This window comes from Saccharopolyspora sp. NPDC050389 (genome assembly GCF_040655595.1).
In the GTDB taxonomy this organism is placed as follows: Bacteria; Actinomycetota; Actinomycetes; order Mycobacteriales; family Pseudonocardiaceae; genus Saccharopolyspora.
Genome location: NZ_JBFAKG010000064.1, coordinates 1 through 21,774, shown reverse-complemented (window position 1 = coordinate 21,774; position 21,774 = coordinate 1). Strand labels below are relative to the sequence as shown.

The window sequence follows — 21,774 nt, the reverse complement described above, 5'->3', positions numbered from 1 at the left end:
GCGATGCTGCGGCTCTTCCGCGCGCCACGGCTGCTCGCCGCGGTGGCGTGCGGAATGACGGCCGAGCTCAGCGCGGTGGGCCTGATGGCGTTGGCGGCCTGGCTGATCACCCGCGCCGCGGAGCAGCCCGCGCTGTCCGCGCTGAGCCTGGCGATCGTCGGAGTCCGCGCCTGCGCGCTGGCGCGCGGCACGTTCCGCTACCTGGAGCGGCTCGCCGGTCACGACGCCGCGCTGCGCGTGGTCGCCGAGCTCCGGCCCAAGGTCTTCCGGGCCAGGCTGGGGCGACCGGCGTTGCGCGACGGCGACGCGCTGTCGCGCCTGATCGCCGATGTGGACAGCGTGCAGGAGTTGCTGCTGCGTTGCCTGTCACCGGCGGTGATCGCGTTCGTCGTCGGTGTCGCGTCGGCGCTGGTGTGCGTCGTGCTGGCCCCGGCGGCGGGGTTGGTCCTGGTCGTGGGCCTGCTGGTCGCCGGAGTGGTGTTGCCGTTGGTCGCGGTTCCGATGTCGAGCAGGAACCTGGCGGCGGCATCGGAAGATCGAGCGCTGCTCGCGGTAGCCGGTGCGGATCTCGTCGACGGTGCAAGGGAATTGGCCGCGTTCGACGCCACCGCAGAAGCAACGGCCCGAGCCGAAGGGCACACCGCGCGGATCGCCCGCCGCGAGCGAGCAGCCGCCCGCGCCGCCGGTTTCCTGACCGCTGCCGGGATAGCAATCCAGGGCCTGACCGCGGTGGGCGCGACGTGGCTCGTGCTGCTCGACGGCCGGCAGCAGATCACGGCCGCGGTGGTGGGATTCCTGGCACTGGCGGCATTCGAACCGGCGCTCCCGCTCACCGAAGCCGCGCGCAAATTCGCCGAACACCGGCCGGCGTTGCGACGGGTCGCCGAGCTGGTGACCACCGGGCCGAAGCCGGACCCGCGGGCGAACGCGGAAAGGCTTGCCCTCCACGACGTGTCGGTGCACTACGCCGCCCCGGCGCTGCGCGGCATCGACCTGGTCATCGAGCCGGGCCGGACGGTCGCCGTCGTCGGTGCCAGCGGGGCGGGTAAGAGCACCATGCTCGGCGTCATGGCCGGGCTGGTCGAGCCGTCGACCGGGCGGGTCGAGCGCCCGGAAACCCGTGCGGTGACCCAAGACGCGCACGTCTTCGACACCACCATCCGGGAGAACCTGCGGCTGGCCGCCCCGGATGCCACTGGGACGCAGCTGGAGCGCGCCGCGGCGCAGGCCGGGCTGCTCGGCTGGATCCGCAGCCTGCCTGCGGGCTTCGACACGCTCGTCGGCGAGAGCGGCCAGGGCATCTCGGGCGGCCAACGGCAACGCCTGCTGCTGGCCCGGGCGCTGCTGGCCGACCCGCCGGTGCTGCTCCTGGACGAACCGGGCGAATCCCTGGAGACCGGGCTGGCCGACGAGTTGCTCACCGGCGTCCTGCGTGCGCGATCCGGCCGCACGACGGTGGTCGTCACGCACCGGTTGGCCTGTGTGCCGGAGTTCGACGAGGTCCTCGTCCTGGATCGCGGCCGGATCGTGCAACGCGGCCCGCACTGCGAACTCGTGGCGGCGCCCGGCCCGTACCGCGATCTCTGGGAGGCGGAGTTGCTCGTCGACGCCCGGTGATCGTTTGGTTGAAGCGTTGACGAAATCACCGGTCCGGGCGCAGGATGATCGTTCATCGGATGCCGGGAAGAGGGGTGCAGCCGCGTTGACCCAGCAAAGCCCAGCGGGATTCTTCGCCGATCGCACGATCGGCGAGCTCGCCGAGCAACTGCGCGCCGGCGAGGTGACCGCGGTCGAGCTCGCCCGCGCTGCCTTGACGTCCATCGGAGAACTCGACGGCGAGCTCAACGCCTTCGTGACCGTCGACCGGGACGGCGCGCTGAAGGCCGCCGAGAAGGCCGACGCCGAGCTGGCCGAAGGCGCCGACCGGGGCCCGCTGCACGGGATTCCGGTGGCGGTGAAGGACATCATCGACGTCGCCGGCCTGCCCACGACCATGGGATCGGCGCACTTCGCGGCCAACGTGTCCACATCGGACGCCGAATGCGTGGAGCGGCTGCGCGACGGCGGCGCGGTGCTGGTCGGCAAGACCACGACGCACGAGTTCGCGTTCGGGCCGAGCGGCGACAGCTCGCACAACGGGCCGTCCCGCAACCCGCACGACCCGAGCCGGGTCACGGGCGGGTCGAGCGGCGGCAGTGGGGCAGCGATCGCGGCCGGGATGGTGCCGCTGGCGCTGGGCACCGACACCGGCGGCTCGGTGCGCATCCCGGCGGCCATGTGCGGCGTGGTGGGCTTCAAGCCGGCGTTCAACGCGATCCCGACCGGCGGCGTGTTCCCGCTGTCGCAGTCGCTGGACCACGTCGGCGTGCTGGCCAGGACTCCGCAGGATTGCCGGGCCGGTTACCGGGTGCTGGCCGGGCTGCGCAACACCGTCAGCCGCGAAGCGGGGGAGAGCGCGAGCATCGGCTGGATCGAGCCGGGCACGCTGCACCCGACCGACCCGGACGTCGCACGGACCGCCCGCGCCGCCCTCGACCTCGACGGCCTCGCAGTGCAGGACGTCGAACTGCGTGACCCGGCCGTCCTGCACAAGGCGTTCGCGGGCATCCAGAACAGCGAGGCATACGCGATCCACGCCGAGCGCGTGGCGCAGAACCCGCAGCTGTTCACCCCGGACGTCCTGGAACGCCTGGAAGAAGCCGCGAAGACGGCGGGCTGGCAGCACGTGCGGGCGCTGACCGCCCGCGATCAGTGGCGCAGCGAGGTCGACGAACTGCTGTCCCGGGTCGACCTGCTCGCCATGCCCACCACCTGCGTGGTCGCGCCCGAAATCGGCCGGCGCGAGATCGAGATCAACGGCACCGGCAGCACGGTCCGAGGCGCCCTGGTGTCGCTGACCAAGACGTGGAACGTGGCGGGCATCCCGGCGGTCTCGGTCCCCGCCGGAACCATCGGCAACCTCCCGGTCGGCCTCCAGCTGGCGTGCCGACCCGGACACGAAGACCTCCTGCTGGCCGTCGCTGCCCGGATCGGCACCTGAGAGGTCAGCCCTGCACGGCGGCGGCGACGGCCTTGCCGAGGTCCTCGGTGGTGGCCTTGCCGCCGAGGTCCGGGGTGCGCGGCGCCGAATCGTCGGTCAGAACCTGCTCGATCGCGCGGACCACGTCGGCCCCGGCCTCCGGCAGGCCGAGGTGGTCCAGCATCATCGCCGCGGACCAGATCTGGCCGATCGGGTTGGCGATGCCCCGGCCCGCGATGTCCGGCGCCGAGCCGTGCACCGGCTCGAACGTCGACGGGTAGGCGCGTTCCGGGTTGATGTTGCCCGACGGCGCGACCCCGATCGTGCCGGTCACGCCGGGCCCCAGGTCGGAGAGGATGTCGCCGAAGAGGTTGCTGGCGACCACCACGTCGAAGCGCTCCGGTGTCATCACGAACCGCGCGCACAGGATGTCGATGTGGTCCTGGTCGACGGTGATGTCCGGGTATTCGGCGGAGATGGCCGCGAACCGCTCGTCCCAGTACGGCATCGAGTAGTAGATGCCGTTGGACTTGGTCGCCGAGGTGACGTGCGGCTTGCCGAGCTTGCGGGCCAGCTCGAAGGCGTAGCGCATGATGCGGTCGGTGCCGCGCCTGGTGAACGCGGCGGTCTGCAGCACCATCTCGTTCGGCGTGCCCTCGCCCTGCCGCCCGCCGAGCTGGGAGTACTCGCCCTCGGTGTTCTCCCGGACCACCCAGAAGTCGATGTCGCCGGGCTCCTTGTCGCGCACCGGCGGCGTCACGCCCGGCAGCAGCCGCACCGGCCGCAGGTTGACGTACTGGTCGAACTCCCGGCGGATCGGCAGCAGCAGCCCCCACAGCGAGATGTGGTCGGGCACGCCGGGCCAGCCGACCGCGCCGAGCAGGATCGAGTCGTGGTCGCGCAGCCGGTCCAGCCCGTCGGCGGGCATCATCCGGCCGGTGCTGCGGTAGGTCTCGCAACTCCAGTCGAAGTGCCGGAAGTCGAACCGCACCCCGTACTTCGCGCCGATCACCTCGAGCACCCGCAACGCTTCCGGCATGACCTCGTTGCCGATCCCGTCACCGGGCAGCACCGCCAGTTCGTACTGCTGCAATCTGCACCTCGCGCCTAGATGATTACCGTTCCAGTCGCCATCTAACGCCGCGGGCCCGCCCGCGGCCAAGGCCCCGGGACGAATCGCCGGTGGCGCTCCGGCCCGGCAGCGGCTACCAAGGACGGCGTGGATGCGACACGGGCATTGCGCGAAATCGCGTTCTGGCTGGAGCGCGAGGGCGCGCCGACCTACCGGGTGCGGGCGTTCCGGCGAGCCGCCGCGGTCGTCGACGACCTCCCGGACCTGGACGAGCGGGTGGCGTCCGGGCGGCTGACCGCGCTGGAGGGCATCGGCAAGACCACCGCCACCGTGATCGAGACCGCCCACCGCGGCGAGGTCCCGGCCTACCTGGCGCGTCTGCGGTCCGAAGTGGACGTTCCGGAGCACGGGCAGTCGCTGCGCTCGGCGCTGCGCGGCGACTGCCACACCCATTCCGACTGGTCCGACGGCGGCAGCCCGATCGCCGAGATGGCCATCACGGCCCGGGAGCTCGGGCACGAGTGGATGGTGCTCACCGACCACTCGCCCCGGCTGACCGTGGCCCGCGGCCTGTCCGCCGATCGGCTGCGCCAGCAGCTGGAGGTGGTCGCCGGGCTGAACGAGCGCCTCGCGCCGTTCCGCATCCTCACCGGCATCGAGGTCGACATCCTGTCGGCCGGCGCGCTGGACCAGGAAGAGGACCTGCTCGCCGAGCTGGACGTCGTGGTGGCCAGCGCGCATTCCGAGCTGCGGATGGCCGCGCCGGCCATGACGCGGCGGCTGTGCGCGGCGGTGGCCAACCCGCACGTGGACGTGCTGGGCCACTGCACCGGGCGCCTGATCGGCGACAAGAAGCGGCCGCAGTCCACTTTCGACGCGGTGGCGGTGTTCGAGGCGTGCCGGGACAACGGCGTCGCGGTCGAGATCAACTCCCGGCCGGACCGGCTCGACCCGCCGCGCGAGCTGATCAGGATCGCCCGCGACATCGGCTGCGCGTTCAGCATTGACTCCGACGCGCACGCCCCGGGCCAGCTGGACTGGCTGGCCTACGGATGCGCGCGGGCGGAGGAGTGCGAGGTGCCGGCCGACCGCGTGATCAACACCCGCCCGGCCGAGGAGCTGCTGGCCCTGCGGTGAGTCCGCGGCCCACGCCGACTACGATCGTCGCCGGATGGCGTTCCCGCTGATCACGCATGGTATTTGAATGTTCAAATACTGTTCGCGTATGATGTTCTTGTGACCGAACCGCGATGGCTGACCGACTCCCAGCAGTGCGCCTGGCGGAAGTTCGCCGCCCTGATGACCGTCGTCCCGGCCGCGCTGGACAACCAGCTGCAACGGGACGCGGGCCTGACCCACTTCGGCTACTGGGTGCTGGCGATGCTCAGCGAGGACCCGGAACGCGCGCTGCGGATGAGCGATCTCGCGGCCCGCTCCAACGCCTCGCCGTCCCGGGTGTCGCACGTGGTCGCCCGCCTGGAGCAGCAGGGCTGGGTGCGCCGGCACCGCGCGTGCTCCGACGGTCGCGGCAACATCGCGGAGCTCACCGACGCCGGCTACGAGAAGCTCGTCGCCTCGGCCCCCGGCCACGTGGACAAGGTGCGCGACCTGGTCTTCGACGGCCTCTCCGAGGCCCAGGTGCGGCAGCTCGACGAGCTCTGCGCCGCCATGCTCGCCCACCTGGACCCCGAAGGAAACCTCACCACCGCGCCGCCGGAGCGGGACTGATTCAGGCCGCCTCCTCGTCATCGTCCTGCTGTGCGAACTGGGTGCGGTAGAGCTCGGTGTAGAGGCCGCCGCGGGCCAGCAGTTCGGTGTGCGTGCCCTGCTCCGCGACGCGGCCCTCGGAGACCACCAGGATCCGGTCCGCCTCCCGGATCGTGGCCAGCCGGTGCGCGATGACCAGCGCCGTCCGCCCGGACAGCGCGGTCTTCAGGGCCTGCTGCACGGCCGCCTCGGATTCCGAGTCCAGGTGCGCGGTCGCCTCGTCCAGCACGACGATCGGCGGCGCCTTCAGCAGCAGCCGGGCGATCGCCAGCCGCTGCTTCTCGCCGCCGGAGAGCCGGTAGCCCCGGTCGCCGACGACCGTGTCCAGCCCGTCCGGCAGCGACGCGACGAGGTGCCCCAGCTGCGCCGTCCGCAGGGCCTCGGTCAGCTCCGCGTCGGTCGCGTCGGGCCGGGCGAAGGTGAGGTTGGCGCGGATCGTGTCGTGGAACAGGTGTGAATCCTGGGTGACCACGCCGACCGTCGAGTACAGCGAGGCCAGCGTCGCGTCGCGGACGTCCACGCCGCCGATGCGCACCGCCCCGGAATCCACGTCGTAGAGCCGCCCGGCCAGGTTGGTGATGGTCGTCTTGCCCGCGCCGGAGTGGCCGACCAGCGCGATCGTCTGGCCCGGCGCGGCGCGGAACGAGATGTCGTGCAGCACGTCGTGCGCGGGCGCGTTGTCCTGCCGCGCCACCGATTCCAGCGACGCCAGCGAAACGTCGCTGGACGCCGGGTAGCGGAACGACACGGCGTCGAACTCGACGTCGGCCGCCCCGGCGGGCAGCGGCTTCGCGTCCGCCTTCTCCTGGATCATCGGCCGCAGGTCCAGGATCTCGAAGACGCGGTCGAAGCTGACCAGCGCGGTCATCACGTCGACGTGCACGTTGGACAGCGCGGTCAGCGGCCCGTACAGGCGGCTGAGCAGCGTCGCCAGCGCCACCAGGGTGCCCAGCTGGAAGGCTCCGGCGAGCACCAGCCCGCCGCCGAGCCCGTAGACCACCGCGGTGGCCAGCGACGCCAGCAGCGTCAGCGCGACGAAGAACACCCGGCTGTACATCGCCGACACCACGCCCATGTCGCGCACCCGCGCCGCCCGCCGCGAGAACCGCTCGGACTCCTCGTCGGCGCGGCCGTAGAGCTTGGCCAGCATGGCCCCGGCGACGCCGAAGCGCTCGGTCATCAGCGAGCTCATCTCGGCGTCGACCTTCATCTGCTCCCGGGTGACCCGCTGCAGCCGCCGCCCGATCCACCGCACCGGCAGCAGGAACAGCGGCAGCATCGCCAGCGCGATCAGGGTGATCTGCCAGGACAGGGTGAACATGGTGGCCAGCACCAGCACCAGGCTCAGCACGTTGGACACCACCGACGACAGGGTGCTGGTCAGCGCCCGCTGCGCGCCGATGACGTCGTTGTTGAGCCTGCTGACCAGCGCGCCGGTCTGCGCCCGCACGAAGAACGCCACCGGCATCCGCTGCACGTGGTCGAAGACCTCCGAGCGCAGGTCGTAGATCAGCCCCTCGCCGAGCCGCGCGGAGTACCAGCGCTGCAGCAGGGACGTCGCGGCCTCCAGGAGCGCGACGCCGGCGACGGCCACCGCCAGCCAGACGACCACCGCCATGTTCTGCGGCACGATCCCGTCATCGATGACCGCCTTGAACAGCAGCGGGTTGACGATGCCGAGCACCGCCGCGAACGCCACCAGCGCCAGGAAGGGCACGATGTCGCGGGTGTAGGGCCGGGCGTAGCGCAGGATACGCCGGGCCAGCCCGGGCGAGAGGCGTTGCCGGGTCACGGATTCGTCACTGGCGAAGGAGCGCATCGTCTCCCAGGTCACCGTCATGTTCACAGTCCTCTTCAAGCGAGTTCGGCGCGGTCGAGAACCATCCTGAAACCTCGCGTTAGGTCGAAGTCAACGCCTCGGGACGAGCGTCGATTCCCGCGCGGGCGTGCCGGTCGGTGTTGTGACGGACGGCTATCTTGAACAATGCTTCACGTACGTTACTCTGTGCGCTGACTCGGACACGGTCCGAACTCGGGGGCTGACTGGTAGGGCGCTGCGTCGGACGGGAGCGACCGCGTGTTGATCGGTACTTCGGCCAGGTGTGGCCGTTGACGGTTTCCGGGCAGGATCCCGCGCGCATCCCGCTGCGCGTGGCGGACCAGTTCTTCCTGGCCGCGCACACCGGGGAGCAGCGCCTTTCGCCCAGGGTCGACGGCTCGCTGGTGGCGCTGGGCTGCGCCGGCGGGCTGGTGGCGGAGCTGATCCTCGAAGAGGAGGTCGCGGTGACCCCCAGCGTCCGGCCCAGCGGCAAGGGCCGCTGCCCGGACTTCCTGTCCTGGGCGATCCTGCGGGAGATCCGCCAGGAATCCGGCCACGACGTGCGGACGTGGCTGGAGTACCTGAGCCAGACCGCCACCGAGAAGGTGCGCGCCCGGCTGACCATCACCGACGTGCTGCGGGAGGTGCCGGTGTCCGGCGGCTGGCGCGGCGGCACGGCCGCGGCCTGGCGATTGGCCGACGACGGCGTGCACAGCCCGGAGGTGGATCTGGAAATGCTGTTCACCAGCGCCGAAACGGCCAGCGGCAGCGGCATGATCACCATCCCGGCCCGGCTCGCCGAGATCACCCTGGCGCTGCTGCTGCGGGAAACCGGTGTGCTGCGCCAGATCCGGCTCGCCAAGCACGTCACCAGGCAGGGCGAGTACCGGATGGAGTCCTGGGAGCCGCGCATCCCGGGCCCGCTGCGGACCCTCATTAGCGAGGTCGGCGCCGCCCGCGGCCAGTCCGCGATAACCCCGAGGCACTGAGAGCGCAGAGGAGCGAGCCTTGCCACCGTCCAGAGTGTCCGCAGCCCTGGCTCGCGCCCGATTGGGCGTGACGTCGATCGTGTTCTTCACCGTCGCCGCCGCGGCCCCGGAAACGGTGGTCGGCGGCGGTGCGGTCAGCGGGTTCGCGGTGTCCGGGGTGACCGGGATCCCGCTGGGCTACCTGGCGATCGCGCTGATCCTCGGGCTGTTCGCGATCGGCTACGTGACGATGTCCCAGCACGTGGAGAACGCCGGCGCGTTCTACGCCTACGTGGCCAAGGGACTCGGCCGGGTGGCCGGCACCGCGGCCGGTGGCCTCGCGCTCGTTTCTTACCTGATGATCCTCGCCAGCCTGCTCGGCGGTTACGGCGTCGGCGCGGCCGCCTTCGTGCACCAGGTCAGCGGCGTCGCGGTGCCGTGGTGGCTGCTGGCGGCCGCGGGCCTGGCGCTGATCGCGGTGCTCGGCGTGCTGCGCATCGACGTCAACGGGCGGGTGCTGGGCGTGCTGCTGCTCGCCGAGGTGGCGATCATCCTGGTCTACGACGCGGCGTTCGTGTCCGCACCGTCGGACGCCGGCGTCGTGCTGGACACGCTCAACCCCGCCCAGCTGATGACCAGCGCGGCCGGGGTGATCCTGGTGATCGCCTTCACCGGGTTCATCGGGTTCGAGAACTCCACGGTGCTGGCCGAGGAGGCGAAGAACCCGCGCACGGTGATCTACGCGACCTACATCTCGCTGGTCGTCATCGGCGGCCTCTACTCGCTGTCGACCTGGGCGATGACGGTGGCCACCGGGCCGGGCGACATCGTCTCGCAGGCCGAAACCCACTCCACGGAACTGCTCTTCGTACTCGCCGGGGACCGGCTGCCGGGAGTGCTGGTGACCATCGGCTCGGCGCTGTACGTGACGAGCCTGTTCGCCGCGACGCTGTCGTTCCACCACGTCTGCGCCCGGTATTTCTTCGCGCTGGGCAGGGAAGGCGTCGGCCTGCGCTGGTGGGGGACGACCAGCGCCCGCACCTCGGCCCCGGCGGCGGGCTCGTTGACCACCACCGGGATCGTGGTCGTCGTCGTGGCGCTGGTGGCGGTCACCGGGATAGACCCGATCACCTACCTGTTCTTCTGGGGCGCTTCGGTGGGCGCGCTCGGCGTGCTGACGCTGGTGCTGCTGACCTCGGTGGCGGTCGTCGGCTACTTCATCCGCGAACACGACCACGGGCACGGCCGGTGGCGGACCGCCGTCGCGCCGGCGCTGGCCGCCCTGGTGCTCGCGGTGGTGCTGGTCCTGACGGTGACGTCGTTCGGCACCGTGCTCGGCGTGCCCGACGGCGACCCGGCGGCGTGGGCGCTGCCGCTGGGCTTCGTGGTCGTGCTGGCGCTCGGCGCGGCCTGGGGAGCGGTGCTGAAGCGATTCCGGCCGGAGGCCTACGCGCGGATCGGGATGGGCGCCCGCGCCACCACCGTCCAGGCCGAAGCGGAGCCCGCGGATGTCCACTGAGGACGTTCGGGTGCGCACGCTGCTGCGTGCCTTCGGCGACGACGTGTTCGCCCGGTGGCTGCTGCCCGAGCGGGAGCACCGGCACCACGTGTACCGCGAGTGGTTCGTCATGGCGCTCGCGCAGGCCGGAGCGGCCGGGCGGGTGATCAGCGGCGCGGACGATCTCGCGGTGCAGGTCTGGCTCGCGGCACGCACCGCACCGCCGAGCATGCTCGACGACGCGGGCTCCGAGCGCCTGCTGGAGCTGGCGGGGCACCGCGCGCACCGGTTCCGGGAGTTCGGAGCCATGAGCGCGGAACGCCACCCGCGCGAACCGCACGAGTATCTGGCCCTGATCGGCGTCGATCCGGCGGTGCAGGGCACCGGCATCGGAGCCCGGGAACTCCGCGGTGCCCTCCGCCGGTGGGACGCCGAGGGGCTGCCGTCGTACCTGGAGGCCAGCAGCGCCCGGAGCCGGAACCTCTACCTGCGCCTGGGCTTCCAGGACCACGGCGACCCGATCGTCCTGCCCGACGGCGGCCCCAGCCTCTACCCGATGTGGCGCCCCGCCGGCTGACCGATCAGGCCGCCTGGTGGACGGTCTCGCCCGCCTGGACCACCATGCGCAGGGGCTTGGTCAGGGCCGTGATGTCCGCCAGCGGGTCGGTGTCCAGCACGATCAGGTCGGCGTGGGCGCCGGGGGCGAGGGTGCCGATCCGGCCGGGCATCCGCACCAGGTCGGCGGCCACCGTCGTCGCGGAGCGGATGATGTCCAGCGGCTGCTGAACCTCGGCGCGGATGCGGAACTCCTCGCTCTGATAGGGCTGCATGCCGCCGAGCAGGTCGGTGCCGAAGGCGACGTTCACGCCGCCGCGCACCGCGCGATCCAGCGCGTCGAGCCCGCCTTCGAGCACCTGCGCGACCTTCTCCCAGCTGCTCCTCGGCAGGCCGTGGTTCATGCCTTCCCGCTGCAGCGCCCAGTACGTCACCAGCGTCGGAACCAGGAAGGCGCCGTTGTCGACGAGCAGCCGAACTCCCTCGTCGTCCAACAGGTTCCCGTGCTCGACGCACCGCACGCCGGCCTCCAGCGCGCGGTTGATCGCCGCCGGCGGGTAGGCGTGCACGGTCACGTAGCGGCCGGCCGCGTTCGCCTCGTCGACGATCGCGCGCAGTTCGTCCATCGAGTACTGCGTCGAGTCGATGTGGTCGGTGGGGGAGGCGACCCCGCCGGAGGCCATCACCTTGATGTGGTGCGCGCCGCGGCGGAGCTCGTCCCGCGCGGCCAGCCGCACCCCGTCGACTCCGTCGGCGACCCGGCTGGAGCCGCCGCAGAACGGGTGGTCGTCGTAGACCCGGACCCCGGCGGTGCGCTTGTCGCCGTGCCCACCGGTCTGGCTCAGCGCCTTCCCGCCGAAGATCAGCCGCGGCCCGCGGATCAGCCCGTCGACCTGCGCGGCGGCGAACCCGTAGTCCGCGCCGCCGACGTCGCGGACCGTGGTGAACCCGCGGTCGAGCATCGCGCCCATGTTGCGCACCGCCCCGGCCGCGATGTAGCTCGGCGACCAGCCGCGCAGCGCCGTGGTGTCGGCGGTGATGCCCGCGACGTGCACGTGGGCGTCGATCAGGCCGGGCAGCACGTATCCGCCGCGCAGGTCGATCTCGGTCGCATCGGCCGGGCCGGTGGCGCGGCCGCCGGACTCGGCGATCAGCCCGTCGGCGCAGACCAGGTCGGCTTCCCGGTAGTCACCGGTTTCGACGTCGAGCAGCCGGGCGTTGCGCAGTACCAGGGAGGTCACGAGCTTCCTTTCGGTAGTTGTCAGCGGACCGGGGCGCCGGGGCCGAGTGGAATTCCCAGCGCCCACCAGGCGAAGAACAGCAGCGTCCAGACCACGAGCATCGAGAACGCCAGCGGGATGGTCATCGACGCGAGGGTGCCGATGCCCGCGTTTCGCCGGTAGCGCTGGATGAACCCGAGCGCCATCACGAAGTACGGGCTCATCGGGGTGATCACGTTCGTGCAGGAGTCGGCGATGCGGTACAGCGCCTGCGTCGTCTCCGGCGGGATGTCCAGCAGCATCAGCATCGGCACGAACACCGGCGCGACCAGCGCCCACTGCGCCGAACCGCTGGTGACCACCAGGTTGATCAGGCTGACCAGCACCAGGATGCCGAGGAAGATCAGCAGACTGTGCGCGCCGAGCGACTTCAGCAGCGCAGCGCCGTGGATCGCGGTGACCTCGCCGATCTTGGTCCACTTGAAGTAGGCGAGGAACTGCGAGACGGCGAAGAACAGCATCAGGATCGGGGCGATGTCGCGCAGCCCCTGCGTCATCAGGTCAGGCACGTCGCGGCTGCGGCGGATCTCGCCGACCGCGATGCCGTAGGCGGTGCCGGTGATCATGAACAGCAGTGACAGCACGATCGCGATGCCCGACAGCAGCGGCGAATCCAGCAGCGAACCGTCGGCCCCGCGCAGCGGGGAACCGGTCGGGAGCGTCGCGATCACCAGCGCCGCGACGTAGACCAGCGCGGCGATGCCCGCGTTGCGCAGGCCACGGCGCTGCTGCGGGGTGAGTTCGAGGGCGGAGTCGTCGAGCTCGACGTGCGTGTCGTCCTCGCCGGTTTCCACCCGCCTGGCCAGGAATCCCTCGACCACCAGCGTGATCACGGCGGACAGCAGCACCGAGGAGACCGCGGAGAAGAAGTAGTTCGCCACCGGGCTGACGACGTACGCCGGGTCCAGCGTCCCGGCGGCCGCCGTGGTCAGCCCGGACAGGATCACGTCGGTCGGTGTGATCAGCGGGCTGGCGTCGGTGCCGGCCGAGATGGACACCAGCGCCACCACGATGCCGAGCACCGGACTGCGCCCGACCGCGCGGAAGACGATGGCGCCCAACGGGATCAGCACGATGTAGGCGGCGTCCGAGGCGACGTGCGCGATCATGCCGGTGAACGCCAGCGCGAAGGTCACCCAGCGCCGGGGCACCCGGATCACCGCGGCTCGCAGCATCGTGGTCAGCAGGCCCGCCTTGTCGGCCACCGCGACGCCGATCATGGTGACCAGCGCGGTGCCCAGCGGCGGGAACGTCACGAAGTTCTCCACCACGCCGGAGACCGCGGTGCGGATGCCGTCGATGGAGATCAGGCTGCGGACCGCGACGGTCTTGCCGTCGGCGGGGGAGATCGCGGTGACGCCGAGCGCGTGCAGCCCCCAGCTCAGCGCCGCCAGCACCACGCTGAGGATGCCGAACAGCCAGAACGGGTGCGGGAGCACGTTGCCGGCTCGCTCGATCCCCGCCAGGAAGCGGACCAGCACGCCGGTGGACCGGCTGGGTGTTCGGGCGGTGCCACGCACGCTGCGACCTCCTGGGACGAATGCCGGAGCTCAAGCGGCCGCCGGCGAGGATGGTCGGAACGCTACGGGTTGATGGAACAATCAGTCAATGATGCGCGTATGATCAATATGTTCATTCGTCATGGTCGGCTGTGTGGGCATGATTCGTCCGGCGGGAGGTCGTCGTGCCGAGAACGCCGCACGCCCCGGGAACGCCCGGCCCGCGCCGTACGATCACCGGTATGGCCGAGCCCCTGGACGCCGCCGACCTCGACCTGGTCGCGGCACTGCAACGCGCGCCACGCGCCGGTGTGCGGCTGCTGGCCGACGTCCTGGACATGGCGGCCAGCACCGTCAGCCGGCGGCTGACCCGGCTGGTCGAGGCGCGGCTGCTGAAGGTGATCAGCCAGCTGAACTGGTCGGTGCAGCCCGCGCACCCGCAACACCTGTGGATCTCCGCGCAGCCGGGCGCGGCAGGACAGGTGGCCCGCGAGGTCGCGGCGCTGCCGGAAACGCAGTTCGCGGCGATCACCTCGGGCCGCTCCGACGTCTACTGCATCCTGCAACCGGCCGCCCGAGCCGCCAACGCGGACCTGATCACCGAGCGCGTCGGCGGCATCCCCGGTGTCGCCTCCAGCCACACCGAGATCGCGCTGCGCTCCTACGCCTCGGCGGCGACCTGGCAGCTGGACCGGCTCACGCCCGAGCAGGAAACCAGGCTGCGCGCGGAGAATCCGGCCGTGCGACAAGAGGTTCGGGCGGAGCTCGGCGAGGACGAGCGGCGGGTGGCGCGGGCGTTGCAGGAGGACGGCCGGGCCAGCGCCGCCGACATCGCGCGCCGGCTCGACCTGAGCCAGTCCACCGCCTACCGCATCGCCCAGTCCCTGCTGGAGCGCGGCATCGTGATCCCGCGCGTCGAGATCGAACCGGCGCTGCTCGGGTTCCCGCTGGAAGCGGTGATCTCGCTGACCACCGAGCTGCGCTCGATCACCGGCATCGCCGCCGAGCTGGGCCGCCATCCCACGGCCCGCTTCGTGTCCACAGTGGCCGGAACCGCCTCGATGATCTACCACGGTGCGTTCCGCGACGAGGACGACCTCGCGGGCCTGCTCACCGGTGACCTGGCCGCGCTCGAAGGCATCAAGTCCGTCGAGGTCGCCGTCGTCCTCCGCGTGCTGACCCGCTACTGGCTGCCCCGCGAGGGAGTCCGGCTGGCGTAGTCGGCGATTTCGACGGAAACCGGCGTGCCGATTCCCATGGAAACAGCCGCGGCTCAGGTCTCCACGCCGACGTAGTCGAATTCCCAGGTGCCGTCCGGCCGTCTCCTGCCGCGCTCGTAGATCAGCAGCGGCGGCACGGCCTGGGAGTTGCGGGCCCGCGCGGGAAACGTGATGCGCGGTACCGGCTTGCCCGACACGTCCGCGGAAACGGCGACCTCGTGGCCGTCTTCCGGCCCACCGCGCAGCCGTACCCGGATCTCTGCCACGCGAAGCTCCCCTCTTCGGACCAGCACTGCCGTGGTCGGCGCCTCATCGGCGACGACACCGCTTCGACCAGGATGTCCGGAACCAGGTTCCTGCTGTCACTGAATCGTGTGGCCCGGCGGGACCGTCAGATCATCTCGGTGATGTTGGGCTCGACGTCGAGGAGCGCGCGGCCGAACGCCTCCGCGTTGCTGGCCGGGTGCGCGAGAGCGTGCCGGCTGGCGGTCTGGATGTCGCGCAGGATCGCGTGCAGCGGGTCCGATTCGGACAGCGCCGACGCGCCGTAGGCGGAGACGAGCACGTCGACGGCCTCGCGGCACTGCTGGATCGCGTGGCTGGCGTGCTGCCGCAGCCGGGCGCGTTCCAGGTAACCCGGGTGGGTTCCGGACAGCGCGTGGCCGTCGACCACGGCCGCCGACCGGTCTGCGATCAGCCGGGCGACGTCGATCTTCGTCGACGCCTTGGCCACGGCCAGCTGGAACGCAGTCGAATCACGCTGCCGCTCATAGCTGGTGAACGCGATGCCCTTGTGTCCGGCCTGGGAAAGCACGTGCTCGAGCGCTTCCTCGGCCATGCCGAGCAGCGGGGCGATCAGGAACGTCGCCAGCGTCGGGACCACGGCGGTGCGGTAGCGCGGGGAATCGTTGCGGCGGAGAGGGAACACGCCCCGCGTCGCCGGGCCCCGCCGCAGCAGCCGGTGGTCGGGGACGAACACGTTCTCGCCGATCAGCAGGTTGCTGCCGGTTCCGCGCATGCCGAGGGTGAACCAGGTGTCCTTGACGCGCAGCTCGCTCATCGGGACCAGCCCGAACGCGGCGTCCGCCGGCTCGTCGCCGTGCTCCGGCAACGACATGCCGAGCATGGCCCAACCGGAGTGCAGGCAGCCGGAAGCCGGCGCCCAGCTGCCGCTGACCTGCCAGCCGCCGTCGACGCGCCGGGCGGACGCCTTCGGCGTGAGCACCTGGCAAACCTTGGTGTCCGGGCCGGCGCCGAAGACCTCTTCCTGCGCCTGGTCGGGGAAGAGGCTGGTCAGCCAGTCGCCGCAGCCGAGGATCAGCACCAGCCAGCCCGCGGCCGCGTCGCCCCGGGTGACCTCGGCGGTGGCGTCCATGATGGTGCGCAGGTCGGTTTCCAGGCCGCCGAACCGGCGCGGCACCCACGCGCGGAACAGGCCGGCCTCGTCGAGCGCGGCGATCGACTCGTCGGCGAGCCGCCGTTCCTGCTCGCCATCGGCCCGATGCTGCTCCAGCAACGGCCGCAGCGCCGCCGCTCTCTCGACGAGATCCGCCCGTGCACCGGTCCCCATGGTCGACCTCCAAATCACACTGACCACGATGATCAGTGTGCACCGGCCGTCACCCGGTCGTGCGGGCGGTCCGGGGGCGACGTCAGCGCGCGCCGGGAGTGACCAGGACGTGGAGGGTCCGGGGGCCGTGCACGCCTTCGACCCGGTTGAGCTCGATGTCGCTGGTGGCGGACGGGCCGCTGATGAACGTCATCGGCCGCGTCGGATCCAGCCGGCGCAGCGCGGCCGGAACGTCGTCGGCGACTTGGGATTCCTCGACGACGCAGATGTGCACGTCCGGCACCAGCGTCACCGCCCGGTGCCCCTGGCCGGGGCCGTGGTCGAGCACGATGGTGCCTGTCTCGGCAATGCCCACCACGGCCGTGGTGATCACCGCGTCGATGCGCTCCAGGTCCGCCGTGTCGATGTCCGCGCCGTCGTCGACCTGCCCGAACTCCGAACTCAGTGCGGCATACCACTGATGTGGTACCCCAGTTGGGGCAAGCACTCGGTGGGCACCGGCAGCGCGCGCGGCAGCCACGATCGCGGCCGGCAGCCCGCCGGGCTCGACCCGCTCCACCGTGGCCCGGTAGTCCGCGACCCGCTCGCAGAACAGCCCCACCAGATCCGCCGCCGGGCGTTCGGTGCGGTAGTCGCGCGGAATGCTCGACACCGGAACCCGCTCGGTCTGGGCAAGCGCCGAGCGCACCCGGCCCAGGATCGCCTCGCGCGCCGAATTCCGTGCGCTCATCGCGAATCGCCTCCTCGGTTGCGCTCCCACCAGGAGCGGAAGGATTCCTCGGCCGGGGCTGGCGCGTCCCGCGCATCGGTCCAGCGCGACAGCGGTCGAGGCAACCGGCCGATGGTGCCCTTGCGGCCGATTACCCGGCGGCTCAACGCCGCCACCTTCTCGGCCACGGCCAGCCGCTTCGAGTCGCCGAACACCCAGGACGCCAGGCCCATCAGGGCGTCCATCGGCTTGGACCGCCAGTCGTGCTCCTCGACCACCCGGGTGCGCAGGTGCACCAGCAGGTCGGGGATGTTGATCGCGACCGGGCAGACGTCGTAGCAGGCACCGCACAACGACGACGCGTACGGCAGCGACTTGTCCACTTCGGACGCCGTGCCGCGCAGCTGCGGCGTCAGCACCGCGCCGATCGGGCCCGGGTACACCGAGCCGTAGGCGTGGCCGCCGGTGCGCTCGTACACCGGGCACACGTTCAGGCAGGCCGAGCAGCGGATGCAGCGCAGCGCCTGGCGACCGATCTCGTCGGCGAGCGCGTTGGTGCGGCCGTTGTCCAGCAGCACCACGTGGAACGACCGCGGCCCGTCCCCGGCGGTGACGCCGGTCCAGGTCGAGGTGTAGGGGTTCATCCGCTCGCCGGTGCTGGAACGCGGCAGCAGCTGCAGGAACACCTCCAGGTCCTGCCAGCGCGGCACCAGCTTCTCGATGCCGACCACGCTGATCAGCGTCTCCGGCAGGGTCAGGCACATCCGGCCGTTGCCCTCGGACTCCACGACCACCAGCGTGCCGGTCTCGGCCACCGCGAAGTTCGCGCCGGAGACGGCGACCTTGGCGCGCAGGAACTTCTCCCGCAGGTGCCGCCGGGCGGCCTCGGCCAGCCGGGCGGGCTCGTCGGTGAGGTCCGCGGGCGCGGGCGCGCCGACCTTGCCCATCTCGCGCTGGAAGATCTCGCGGATCTCGGCGCGGTTGCGGTGGATGGCGGGCACCAGGATGTGGCTCGGGGTGTCGTGTCCGAGTTGGACGATCAACTCGGCCAGGTCGGTTTCCCAGGCGTCGATCCCGGCGGCCTCCAGGGCTTCGTTGAGCTCGATCTCCTGGGTGGCCATCGACTTGACCTTGACCACCTCCCGCTCGCCGGTGGCCCGCACCAGGTCCACGACGATCCGGTTGGCCTCGTCGGCGTCGCGCGCCCAGTGCACGGTGCCGCCTGCCGCGGTCACCGCCGCCTCGAACTGCTCCAGGTAGTTGTCCAGGTTGGACAGCGTGTGCGCCTTGATGGCCGCGCCGGCCTCGCGCAGCTGCGCCCAGTCGTCGAGCTCGCCGACGACGTCGGCGCGCTTGTGCCGGATCGTCGAGGTCGCGTTCGCCAGATTGTGCCGCAGCTGGGAGTTGGCCAGCTCCCGCTTCGCGGCCTGCGGGAAGGCGGGCATGCCCAGGTAGGTGCCGGTCACCGGTCGATTCCTTCCGTCGAGGCCAGAATCTCGGCCAGGTGCATCACCCGGATCCCGGACCGCTGCCGGGACAGCAGCCCGCCGATGTGCATCAGGCACGAGGCGTCTCCGGCGCAGAGGACCTCCGCATCGGTCTCGCGGACGTGGCGCGCCTTGTCCGCGCCCATCGCCACCGATACGTCCGGGTTCTTCAGCGCGAAGGTGCCGCCGAACCCGCAGCACTGCTCGGCGGCGGGGAGCTCGGCGAGCTCTAGCGACCGCACCGCGCGCAGCAGCCGCAGCGGCTTGTCGCCGACCCGCAGCAGCCGGGCGGAGTGGCAGGTGGGGTGGTAGGTCACCCGGTGCGGGAAGTACGCCCCGACGTCGGTCACGCCGAGCACGTCGACGAGGAACTCGGACAGCTCGTGGACCTGCGGAGCGATGCGCGCGACGGCGCGGCTGAGCCGCTTGTCGCCGTCGGCGACCATCGCGTGCTGGTGACGCACGGACGCCACGCACGATCCGGACGGGGCGACCACGGCGTCGTAGTCGGCGAAGGCGTCCACGAAGGTGCGCACCGAGGAGACCGCCTGCTTGCGGTAGCCGGTGTTGGTGTGCATCTGCCCGCAGCAGGTCTGCGCGGTCGGGAACTCGACCTCGCAGCCGAGCCGCTCCAGGATCTGCACCGTCGCTTTGGGCGCAGCCGGGAACATGGCGTCCCCGAGGCAGGTAGCGAACAACGCCACCCTCATACCCCATCACTCCAATCGATTCGCGTCAGTTCACTGTGGAAGCATCCACGACAGGACGTTGGACTGCAGGAAGACCAAGACGCACAACGCGAGCAGCAGTCCGATGCTCCACTTGAGAACGTTGCGCAGGATCGTCGCCTCGGAACCCGCCATGCCGACCGCGGTCGCGACGATCGCGAGGTTCTGCGGGCTGATCATCTTGCCCATCACGCCGCCGGAGGTGTTGGCCGCGACCAGCAGCGCGGGGTCGACCCGACGCGCTCCGCCGCCACCTGCTGCAGGCTCGCGAACAGTGCGTTCGCGCTGGTGTCGGAGCCGGTGACCGCGACCCCGAGCCACCCGAGCACGGGCGAGAGGAAGGCGAACGCGGGGCCGACCCCGGCGATGGCGGTGCCGATCGTGGTGGTCTGCCCGGACTGGTTCATCACGTAGGCCAGCGCGAGCACGCCGACGATGGTCAGCCCCGACCAGCGCATCGACACCACGGTGCGGCCGAGTTCGGCCAGCGCGCCCGGCAGCGAGATCCGGTAGGCCAGGGCGACGCCGAAACCGCAGAGCAGCAACAAACTTCCCGGCGAGGACAACCAGCTCAGCGTGAACACCGTGGTGCTCGACGGCGCGCCGGAAGCCGACAGCAGCGCGCCGTGCAGGCCGGGCCACGGGATCTTGACGTCGGTCGCGGCCAGCGCGGCACCCGCCGGCTTCCACAGCTTGACTACCGAGAACACCGCGACCACCAGCAGATACGGGAACAGCGCGAGGAAGATGCGCCCGGCGCTCAGCGGCTGCCCGGACGGCTCGGCGCTCTCCGCGCTGCCGGTGATCCGGGCGCGGGCCTCGGCGCTGCCGCCTGGCTGCCAGAACCGCAGCAGCACCACCAGCGCGACGGCCCCGACGAGCGCGGACACGATGTCGGTCAGCGGCACCGAGATGTAGTTGGCGCAGACGAACTGCGCCACGGCGAACGCCGCAGCGCCGCGGGCCACGTCTGCCGCACGCCGCGCCGCCCGTCGACTACGAGCACCAGCAGGAACGGCACGAACAGCGCCAGCAGCGGCGTCTGCCGGCCGACCACGGCACCGATGTGCTCGAACGGGATCCCAGTGAGCTCGCCGGCGGTGATGATCGGCGTGCTCAGCGCGCCGAACGCGACCGGCGCGGTGTTGGCCAGCAGCACGGTGACCGCGGTGCGCAGCGGCGGGAAGCCCACCGCCACGAGCATCATGCCGCGCGACCGGTGCGCCGAAGCCCGCCAGGGCTTCCAGCAGGCCGCCGAAGCAGAAGGCGATCACCACGGCCTGGATCCGCGGGTCCGGCGACAGCAGGGCGAAGCAGGCGCGCAGGTCCTCGAAGCGGCCGCTGCGCACGGTCAGCTGGTAGAGCCAGATCGCCGTGATGACGATCCACAGGATCGGCAGCAGGCCGAAGGCGGCGCCCTGGCCTGCGGAGAGCAGCGCCAGATCGGCGGGCATTCCGTAGCCGAGCACGGCGACCAGCAGCGCGGCCGCGAGCCCGGCGAGCCCGGTGAGGTGCGCTTTCACGCGCAGGACGCCGAGCAGCACGAACACGGTGAGCAGGGGTATCGCCGCGGCGAGGGCGGACAGGCCGAGGCTGCCCGCGATCGGGGCGGTGACGGGTTGGTATCGGGTTGGTACACGACGCGACACCTCTCTGTGCCGTTGACCATTCTATGGTCGGACCAAAGGCTGGCGGTACCATAGGTAACCCTGGTGGCATTTGTAAAGGGGGACGAATGGCCGGCTTCGAGGCCGACGAGCGGGGCGGGAACTGGCGCCCGGTGGCTCGCACGCGCACCTACGAGCTGGTCATCGACCGGATCGAGGAGCAGATCGTCAGCGGCCAGCTGCACGTCGGCGACCGCCTGCCGCCCGAGCGGGACCTGGCGCAGATGCTCGGCGTGAGCCGCGCGGCGGTGCGCGAGGCGTTCCGCGCGCTGGAAGCCCAAGGCGTGCTGCGCATGGCGGTCGGCACCGGCCCGGACTCCGGCACCACGGTCGCCGCGCTGCCGAGCCAGGCCCTGACGCGGCTGCTCAGGCTGCACGTCGCGCTGGCGAACTTCCCGGTGGCCGACGTCGTGCAGGCGCGGATCATGCTCGAACGCGAGAGCGCGCGCAACGCCGCGCAGCGGGCCACCGCGCCGGAACTCAAGGAGCTGCGCGAACTGCTGGACGAGATGGACGATCCCGACTGCGACCGCGAGCGGTTCAACGACCTGGACACCGAGTTCCACGTCGCGATCGCCGAGGCCGGCGGCAACCGGCTGGTCGCGGACATGACGATCGCGATCCGCGAGTCGATGCGCCGGCCGCTGCTGGCCGCCTTCGACGAGCTCGGCGACCGGTGGTTCCCGATCGCCGACGGCCTGCGCCACGACCACCGGCTGATCCACCAGGCGCTGGAATCAGGCGACGCCGCCGCGGCCGAAGAGCACGTGGAACGCCACATCCGCGGCTTCTACCGGGACGGCCTGATCCAAGACCTGCCGTAAAGCGGTGCGCGCCACCCTGTTCGAGACCGGCGACGAGCACGTGCTGCTCGTGCTGCTGCACCACGTGGCCGGTGACGAGTGGTCGACACGAC

At 71.4% G+C, this 21,774-nt stretch carries 18 protein-coding genes and 2 pseudogenes; 9 read left to right on the top strand and 11 right to left on the bottom strand.

Annotation, left to right across the window (positions count from 1 at the left end):
• Positions 1–3: 3 nt before the first annotated feature.
• Together cydC and AB0I53_RS33115 are read left to right on the top strand one after the other, a co-directional pair.
• Positions 4–1,617, top strand: coding sequence for a thiol reductant ABC exporter subunit CydC (gene cydC, locus AB0I53_RS33120; protein ID WP_358612020.1), 1,614 nt, complete (start codon positions 4–6; stop codon positions 1,615–1,617).
• A gap of 85 nt (positions 1,618–1,702) precedes the next feature.
• Positions 1,703–3,040: an amidase gene (locus AB0I53_RS33115; RefSeq protein ID WP_358611916.1), complete on the top strand. Its 1,338-nt coding sequence runs from the start codon at positions 1,703–1,705 to the stop codon at positions 3,038–3,040.
• A 4-nt stretch (positions 3,041–3,044) separates the two neighbouring features.
• Here the strand turns inward: AB0I53_RS33115 and AB0I53_RS33110 are convergent, their stop codons facing one another.
• Positions 3,045–4,112, bottom strand: a complete 1,068-nt coding sequence (locus tag AB0I53_RS33110; protein ID WP_358611913.1) for a tartrate dehydrogenase — start codon at positions 4,110–4,112, stop codon at positions 3,045–3,047.
• Positions 4,113–4,238: 126 nt separating this feature from the next.
• On the opposite strand from AB0I53_RS33110, the gene AB0I53_RS33105 reads away from it, so the two are divergent.
• Both AB0I53_RS33105 and AB0I53_RS33100 read left to right on the top strand, forming a co-directional pair.
• Positions 4,239–5,228: a PHP domain-containing protein gene (locus AB0I53_RS33105; protein WP_358611910.1), complete on the top strand. Its 990-nt coding sequence runs from the start codon at positions 4,239–4,241 to the stop codon at positions 5,226–5,228.
• 99 nt (positions 5,229–5,327) lie between these two features.
• Positions 5,328–5,819 (top strand): MarR family transcriptional regulator, encoded by a 492-nt coding sequence (locus AB0I53_RS33100; RefSeq protein ID WP_358611907.1) that lies wholly within the window; start codon positions 5,328–5,330, stop codon positions 5,817–5,819.
• A gap of 1 nt (position 5,820) precedes the next feature.
• Here the strand turns inward: AB0I53_RS33100 and AB0I53_RS33095 are convergent, their stop codons facing one another.
• Positions 5,821–7,698, bottom strand: coding sequence for an ABC transporter ATP-binding protein (locus AB0I53_RS33095; RefSeq protein WP_358611904.1), 1,878 nt, complete (start codon positions 7,696–7,698; stop codon positions 5,821–5,823).
• Positions 7,699–7,967: 269 nt separating this feature from the next.
• Here AB0I53_RS33095 and AB0I53_RS33090 point away from each other — a divergent pair, with 269 nt between their 5' ends.
• From AB0I53_RS33090 to AB0I53_RS33080, 3 genes are read left to right on the top strand one after another with little or no spacing between them, the layout of a single operon-like run.
• Complete coding sequence (locus AB0I53_RS33090) at positions 7,968–8,666, top strand: GPP34 family phosphoprotein (protein WP_358611901.1); 699 nt, start codon at positions 7,968–7,970, stop codon at positions 8,664–8,666.
• Positions 8,667–8,685: 19 nt separating this feature from the next.
• Complete coding sequence (locus AB0I53_RS33085; RefSeq protein WP_358611898.1) at positions 8,686–10,164, top strand: APC family permease; 1,479 nt, start codon at positions 8,686–8,688, stop codon at positions 10,162–10,164.
• On the top strand, positions 10,154–10,720 hold the full coding sequence (locus AB0I53_RS33080) for a GNAT family N-acetyltransferase (RefSeq protein WP_358611895.1): 567 nt from the start codon (positions 10,154–10,156) through the stop codon (positions 10,718–10,720). Before AB0I53_RS33085 ends, AB0I53_RS33080 begins: the two co-directional genes overlap by 11 nt.
• Positions 10,721–10,724: 4 nt before the next feature.
• Here AB0I53_RS33080 and AB0I53_RS33075 read toward each other — a convergent pair whose 3' ends face one another.
• Together AB0I53_RS33075 and AB0I53_RS33070 are read right to left on the bottom strand one after the other, a co-directional pair.
• Positions 10,725–11,939 (bottom strand): amidohydrolase family protein, encoded by a 1,215-nt coding sequence (locus AB0I53_RS33075; protein WP_358611892.1) that lies wholly within the window; start codon positions 11,937–11,939, stop codon positions 10,725–10,727.
• A gap of 20 nt (positions 11,940–11,959) precedes the next feature.
• Positions 11,960–13,498 carry an AbgT family transporter gene (locus AB0I53_RS33070; RefSeq protein ID WP_358611889.1) on the bottom strand — a complete coding sequence of 513 codons (1,539 nt, stop codon included), beginning with the start codon at positions 13,496–13,498 and terminating at the stop codon, positions 11,960–11,962.
• 221 nt (positions 13,499–13,719) lie between these two features.
• Between AB0I53_RS33070 and AB0I53_RS33065 the strand changes: the two genes are divergently transcribed.
• Positions 13,720–14,697 carry an Lrp/AsnC family transcriptional regulator gene (locus AB0I53_RS33065; RefSeq protein WP_358611887.1) on the top strand — a complete coding sequence of 326 codons (978 nt, stop codon included), beginning with the start codon at positions 13,720–13,722 and terminating at the stop codon, positions 14,695–14,697.
• Between the two features lie 53 nt (positions 14,698–14,750).
• Here AB0I53_RS33065 and AB0I53_RS33060 read toward each other — a convergent pair whose 3' ends face one another.
• From AB0I53_RS33060 to AB0I53_RS33030, 7 genes and pseudogenes are all read right to left on the bottom strand, one after another.
• The gene (locus AB0I53_RS33060) at positions 14,751–14,963 is read right to left on the bottom strand and encodes a hypothetical protein (protein WP_358611884.1); all 213 of its coding nucleotides are present in this window, start codon (positions 14,961–14,963) and stop codon (positions 14,751–14,753) included.
• Between the two features lie 125 nt (positions 14,964–15,088).
• Positions 15,089–16,267, bottom strand: coding sequence for an acyl-CoA dehydrogenase (locus AB0I53_RS33055; protein ID WP_358611881.1), 1,179 nt, complete (start codon positions 16,265–16,267; stop codon positions 15,089–15,091).
• Between the two features lie 82 nt (positions 16,268–16,349).
• Positions 16,350–16,997 carry a lactate utilization protein C gene (locus AB0I53_RS33050; protein WP_358611878.1) on the bottom strand — a complete coding sequence of 216 codons (648 nt, stop codon included), beginning with the start codon at positions 16,995–16,997 and terminating at the stop codon, positions 16,350–16,352.
• Positions 16,994–18,421: a LutB/LldF family L-lactate oxidation iron-sulfur protein gene (locus AB0I53_RS33045; RefSeq protein ID WP_358612017.1), complete on the bottom strand. Its 1,428-nt coding sequence runs from the start codon at positions 18,419–18,421 to the stop codon at positions 16,994–16,996. Before AB0I53_RS33045 ends, AB0I53_RS33050 begins: the two co-directional genes overlap by 4 nt.
• A gap of 17 nt (positions 18,422–18,438) precedes the next feature.
• Entirely contained in the window at positions 18,439–19,173 is a 735-nt protein-coding gene (locus AB0I53_RS33040; protein ID WP_358611875.1) for a (Fe-S)-binding protein, read from the bottom strand.
• A 30-nt stretch (positions 19,174–19,203) separates the two neighbouring features.
• Positions 19,204–20,395 (bottom strand): annotated as a pseudogene (locus AB0I53_RS33035) (L-lactate permease).
• Positions 20,396–20,462: 67 nt separating this feature from the next.
• A pseudogene (locus AB0I53_RS33030) lies at positions 20,463–20,735 on the bottom strand (L-lactate permease); the annotation flags it as partial.
• A 191-nt stretch (positions 20,736–20,926) separates the two neighbouring features.
• On the opposite strand from AB0I53_RS33030, the gene AB0I53_RS33025 reads away from it, so the two are divergent.
• A complete protein-coding gene (locus AB0I53_RS33025) occupies positions 20,927–21,682 on the top strand; it encodes a FadR/GntR family transcriptional regulator (protein ID WP_358611872.1) in 756 nt (251 codons plus the stop codon).
• Positions 21,683–21,774: the final 92 nt, after the last annotated feature.

Coding starts and splice junctions, on each gene's coding strand:
- AB0I53_RS33065 (WP_358611887.1), top strand. CDS start 13,720: ATGGCCGAGCCCCTGGACGCCGCCGACCTCGACCTGGTCGCGGCACTG.
- cydC (WP_358612020.1), top strand. CDS start 4: ATGCTGCGGCTCTTCCGCGCGCCACGGCTGCTCGCCGCGGTGGCGTGC.
- AB0I53_RS33095 (WP_358611904.1), bottom strand. CDS start 7,698: ATGACGGTGACCTGGGAGACGATGCGCTCCTTCGCCAGTGACGAATCC.
- AB0I53_RS33025 (WP_358611872.1), top strand. CDS start 20,927: ATGGCCGGCTTCGAGGCCGACGAGCGGGGCGGGAACTGGCGCCCGGTG.
- AB0I53_RS33080 (WP_358611895.1), top strand. CDS start 10,154: ATGTCCACTGAGGACGTTCGGGTGCGCACGCTGCTGCGTGCCTTCGGC.
- AB0I53_RS33045 (WP_358612017.1), bottom strand. CDS start 18,421: ATGCCCGCCTTCCCGCAGGCCGCGAAGCGGGAGCTGGCCAACTCCCAG.
- AB0I53_RS33055 (WP_358611881.1), bottom strand. CDS start 16,267: ATGGGGACCGGTGCACGGGCGGATCTCGTCGAGAGAGCGGCGGCGCTG.
- AB0I53_RS33040 (WP_358611875.1), bottom strand. CDS start 19,173: ATGAGGGTGGCGTTGTTCGCTACCTGCCTCGGGGACGCCATGTTCCCG.
- AB0I53_RS33050 (WP_358611878.1), bottom strand. CDS start 16,997: ATGAGCGCACGGAATTCGGCGCGCGAGGCGATCCTGGGCCGGGTGCGC.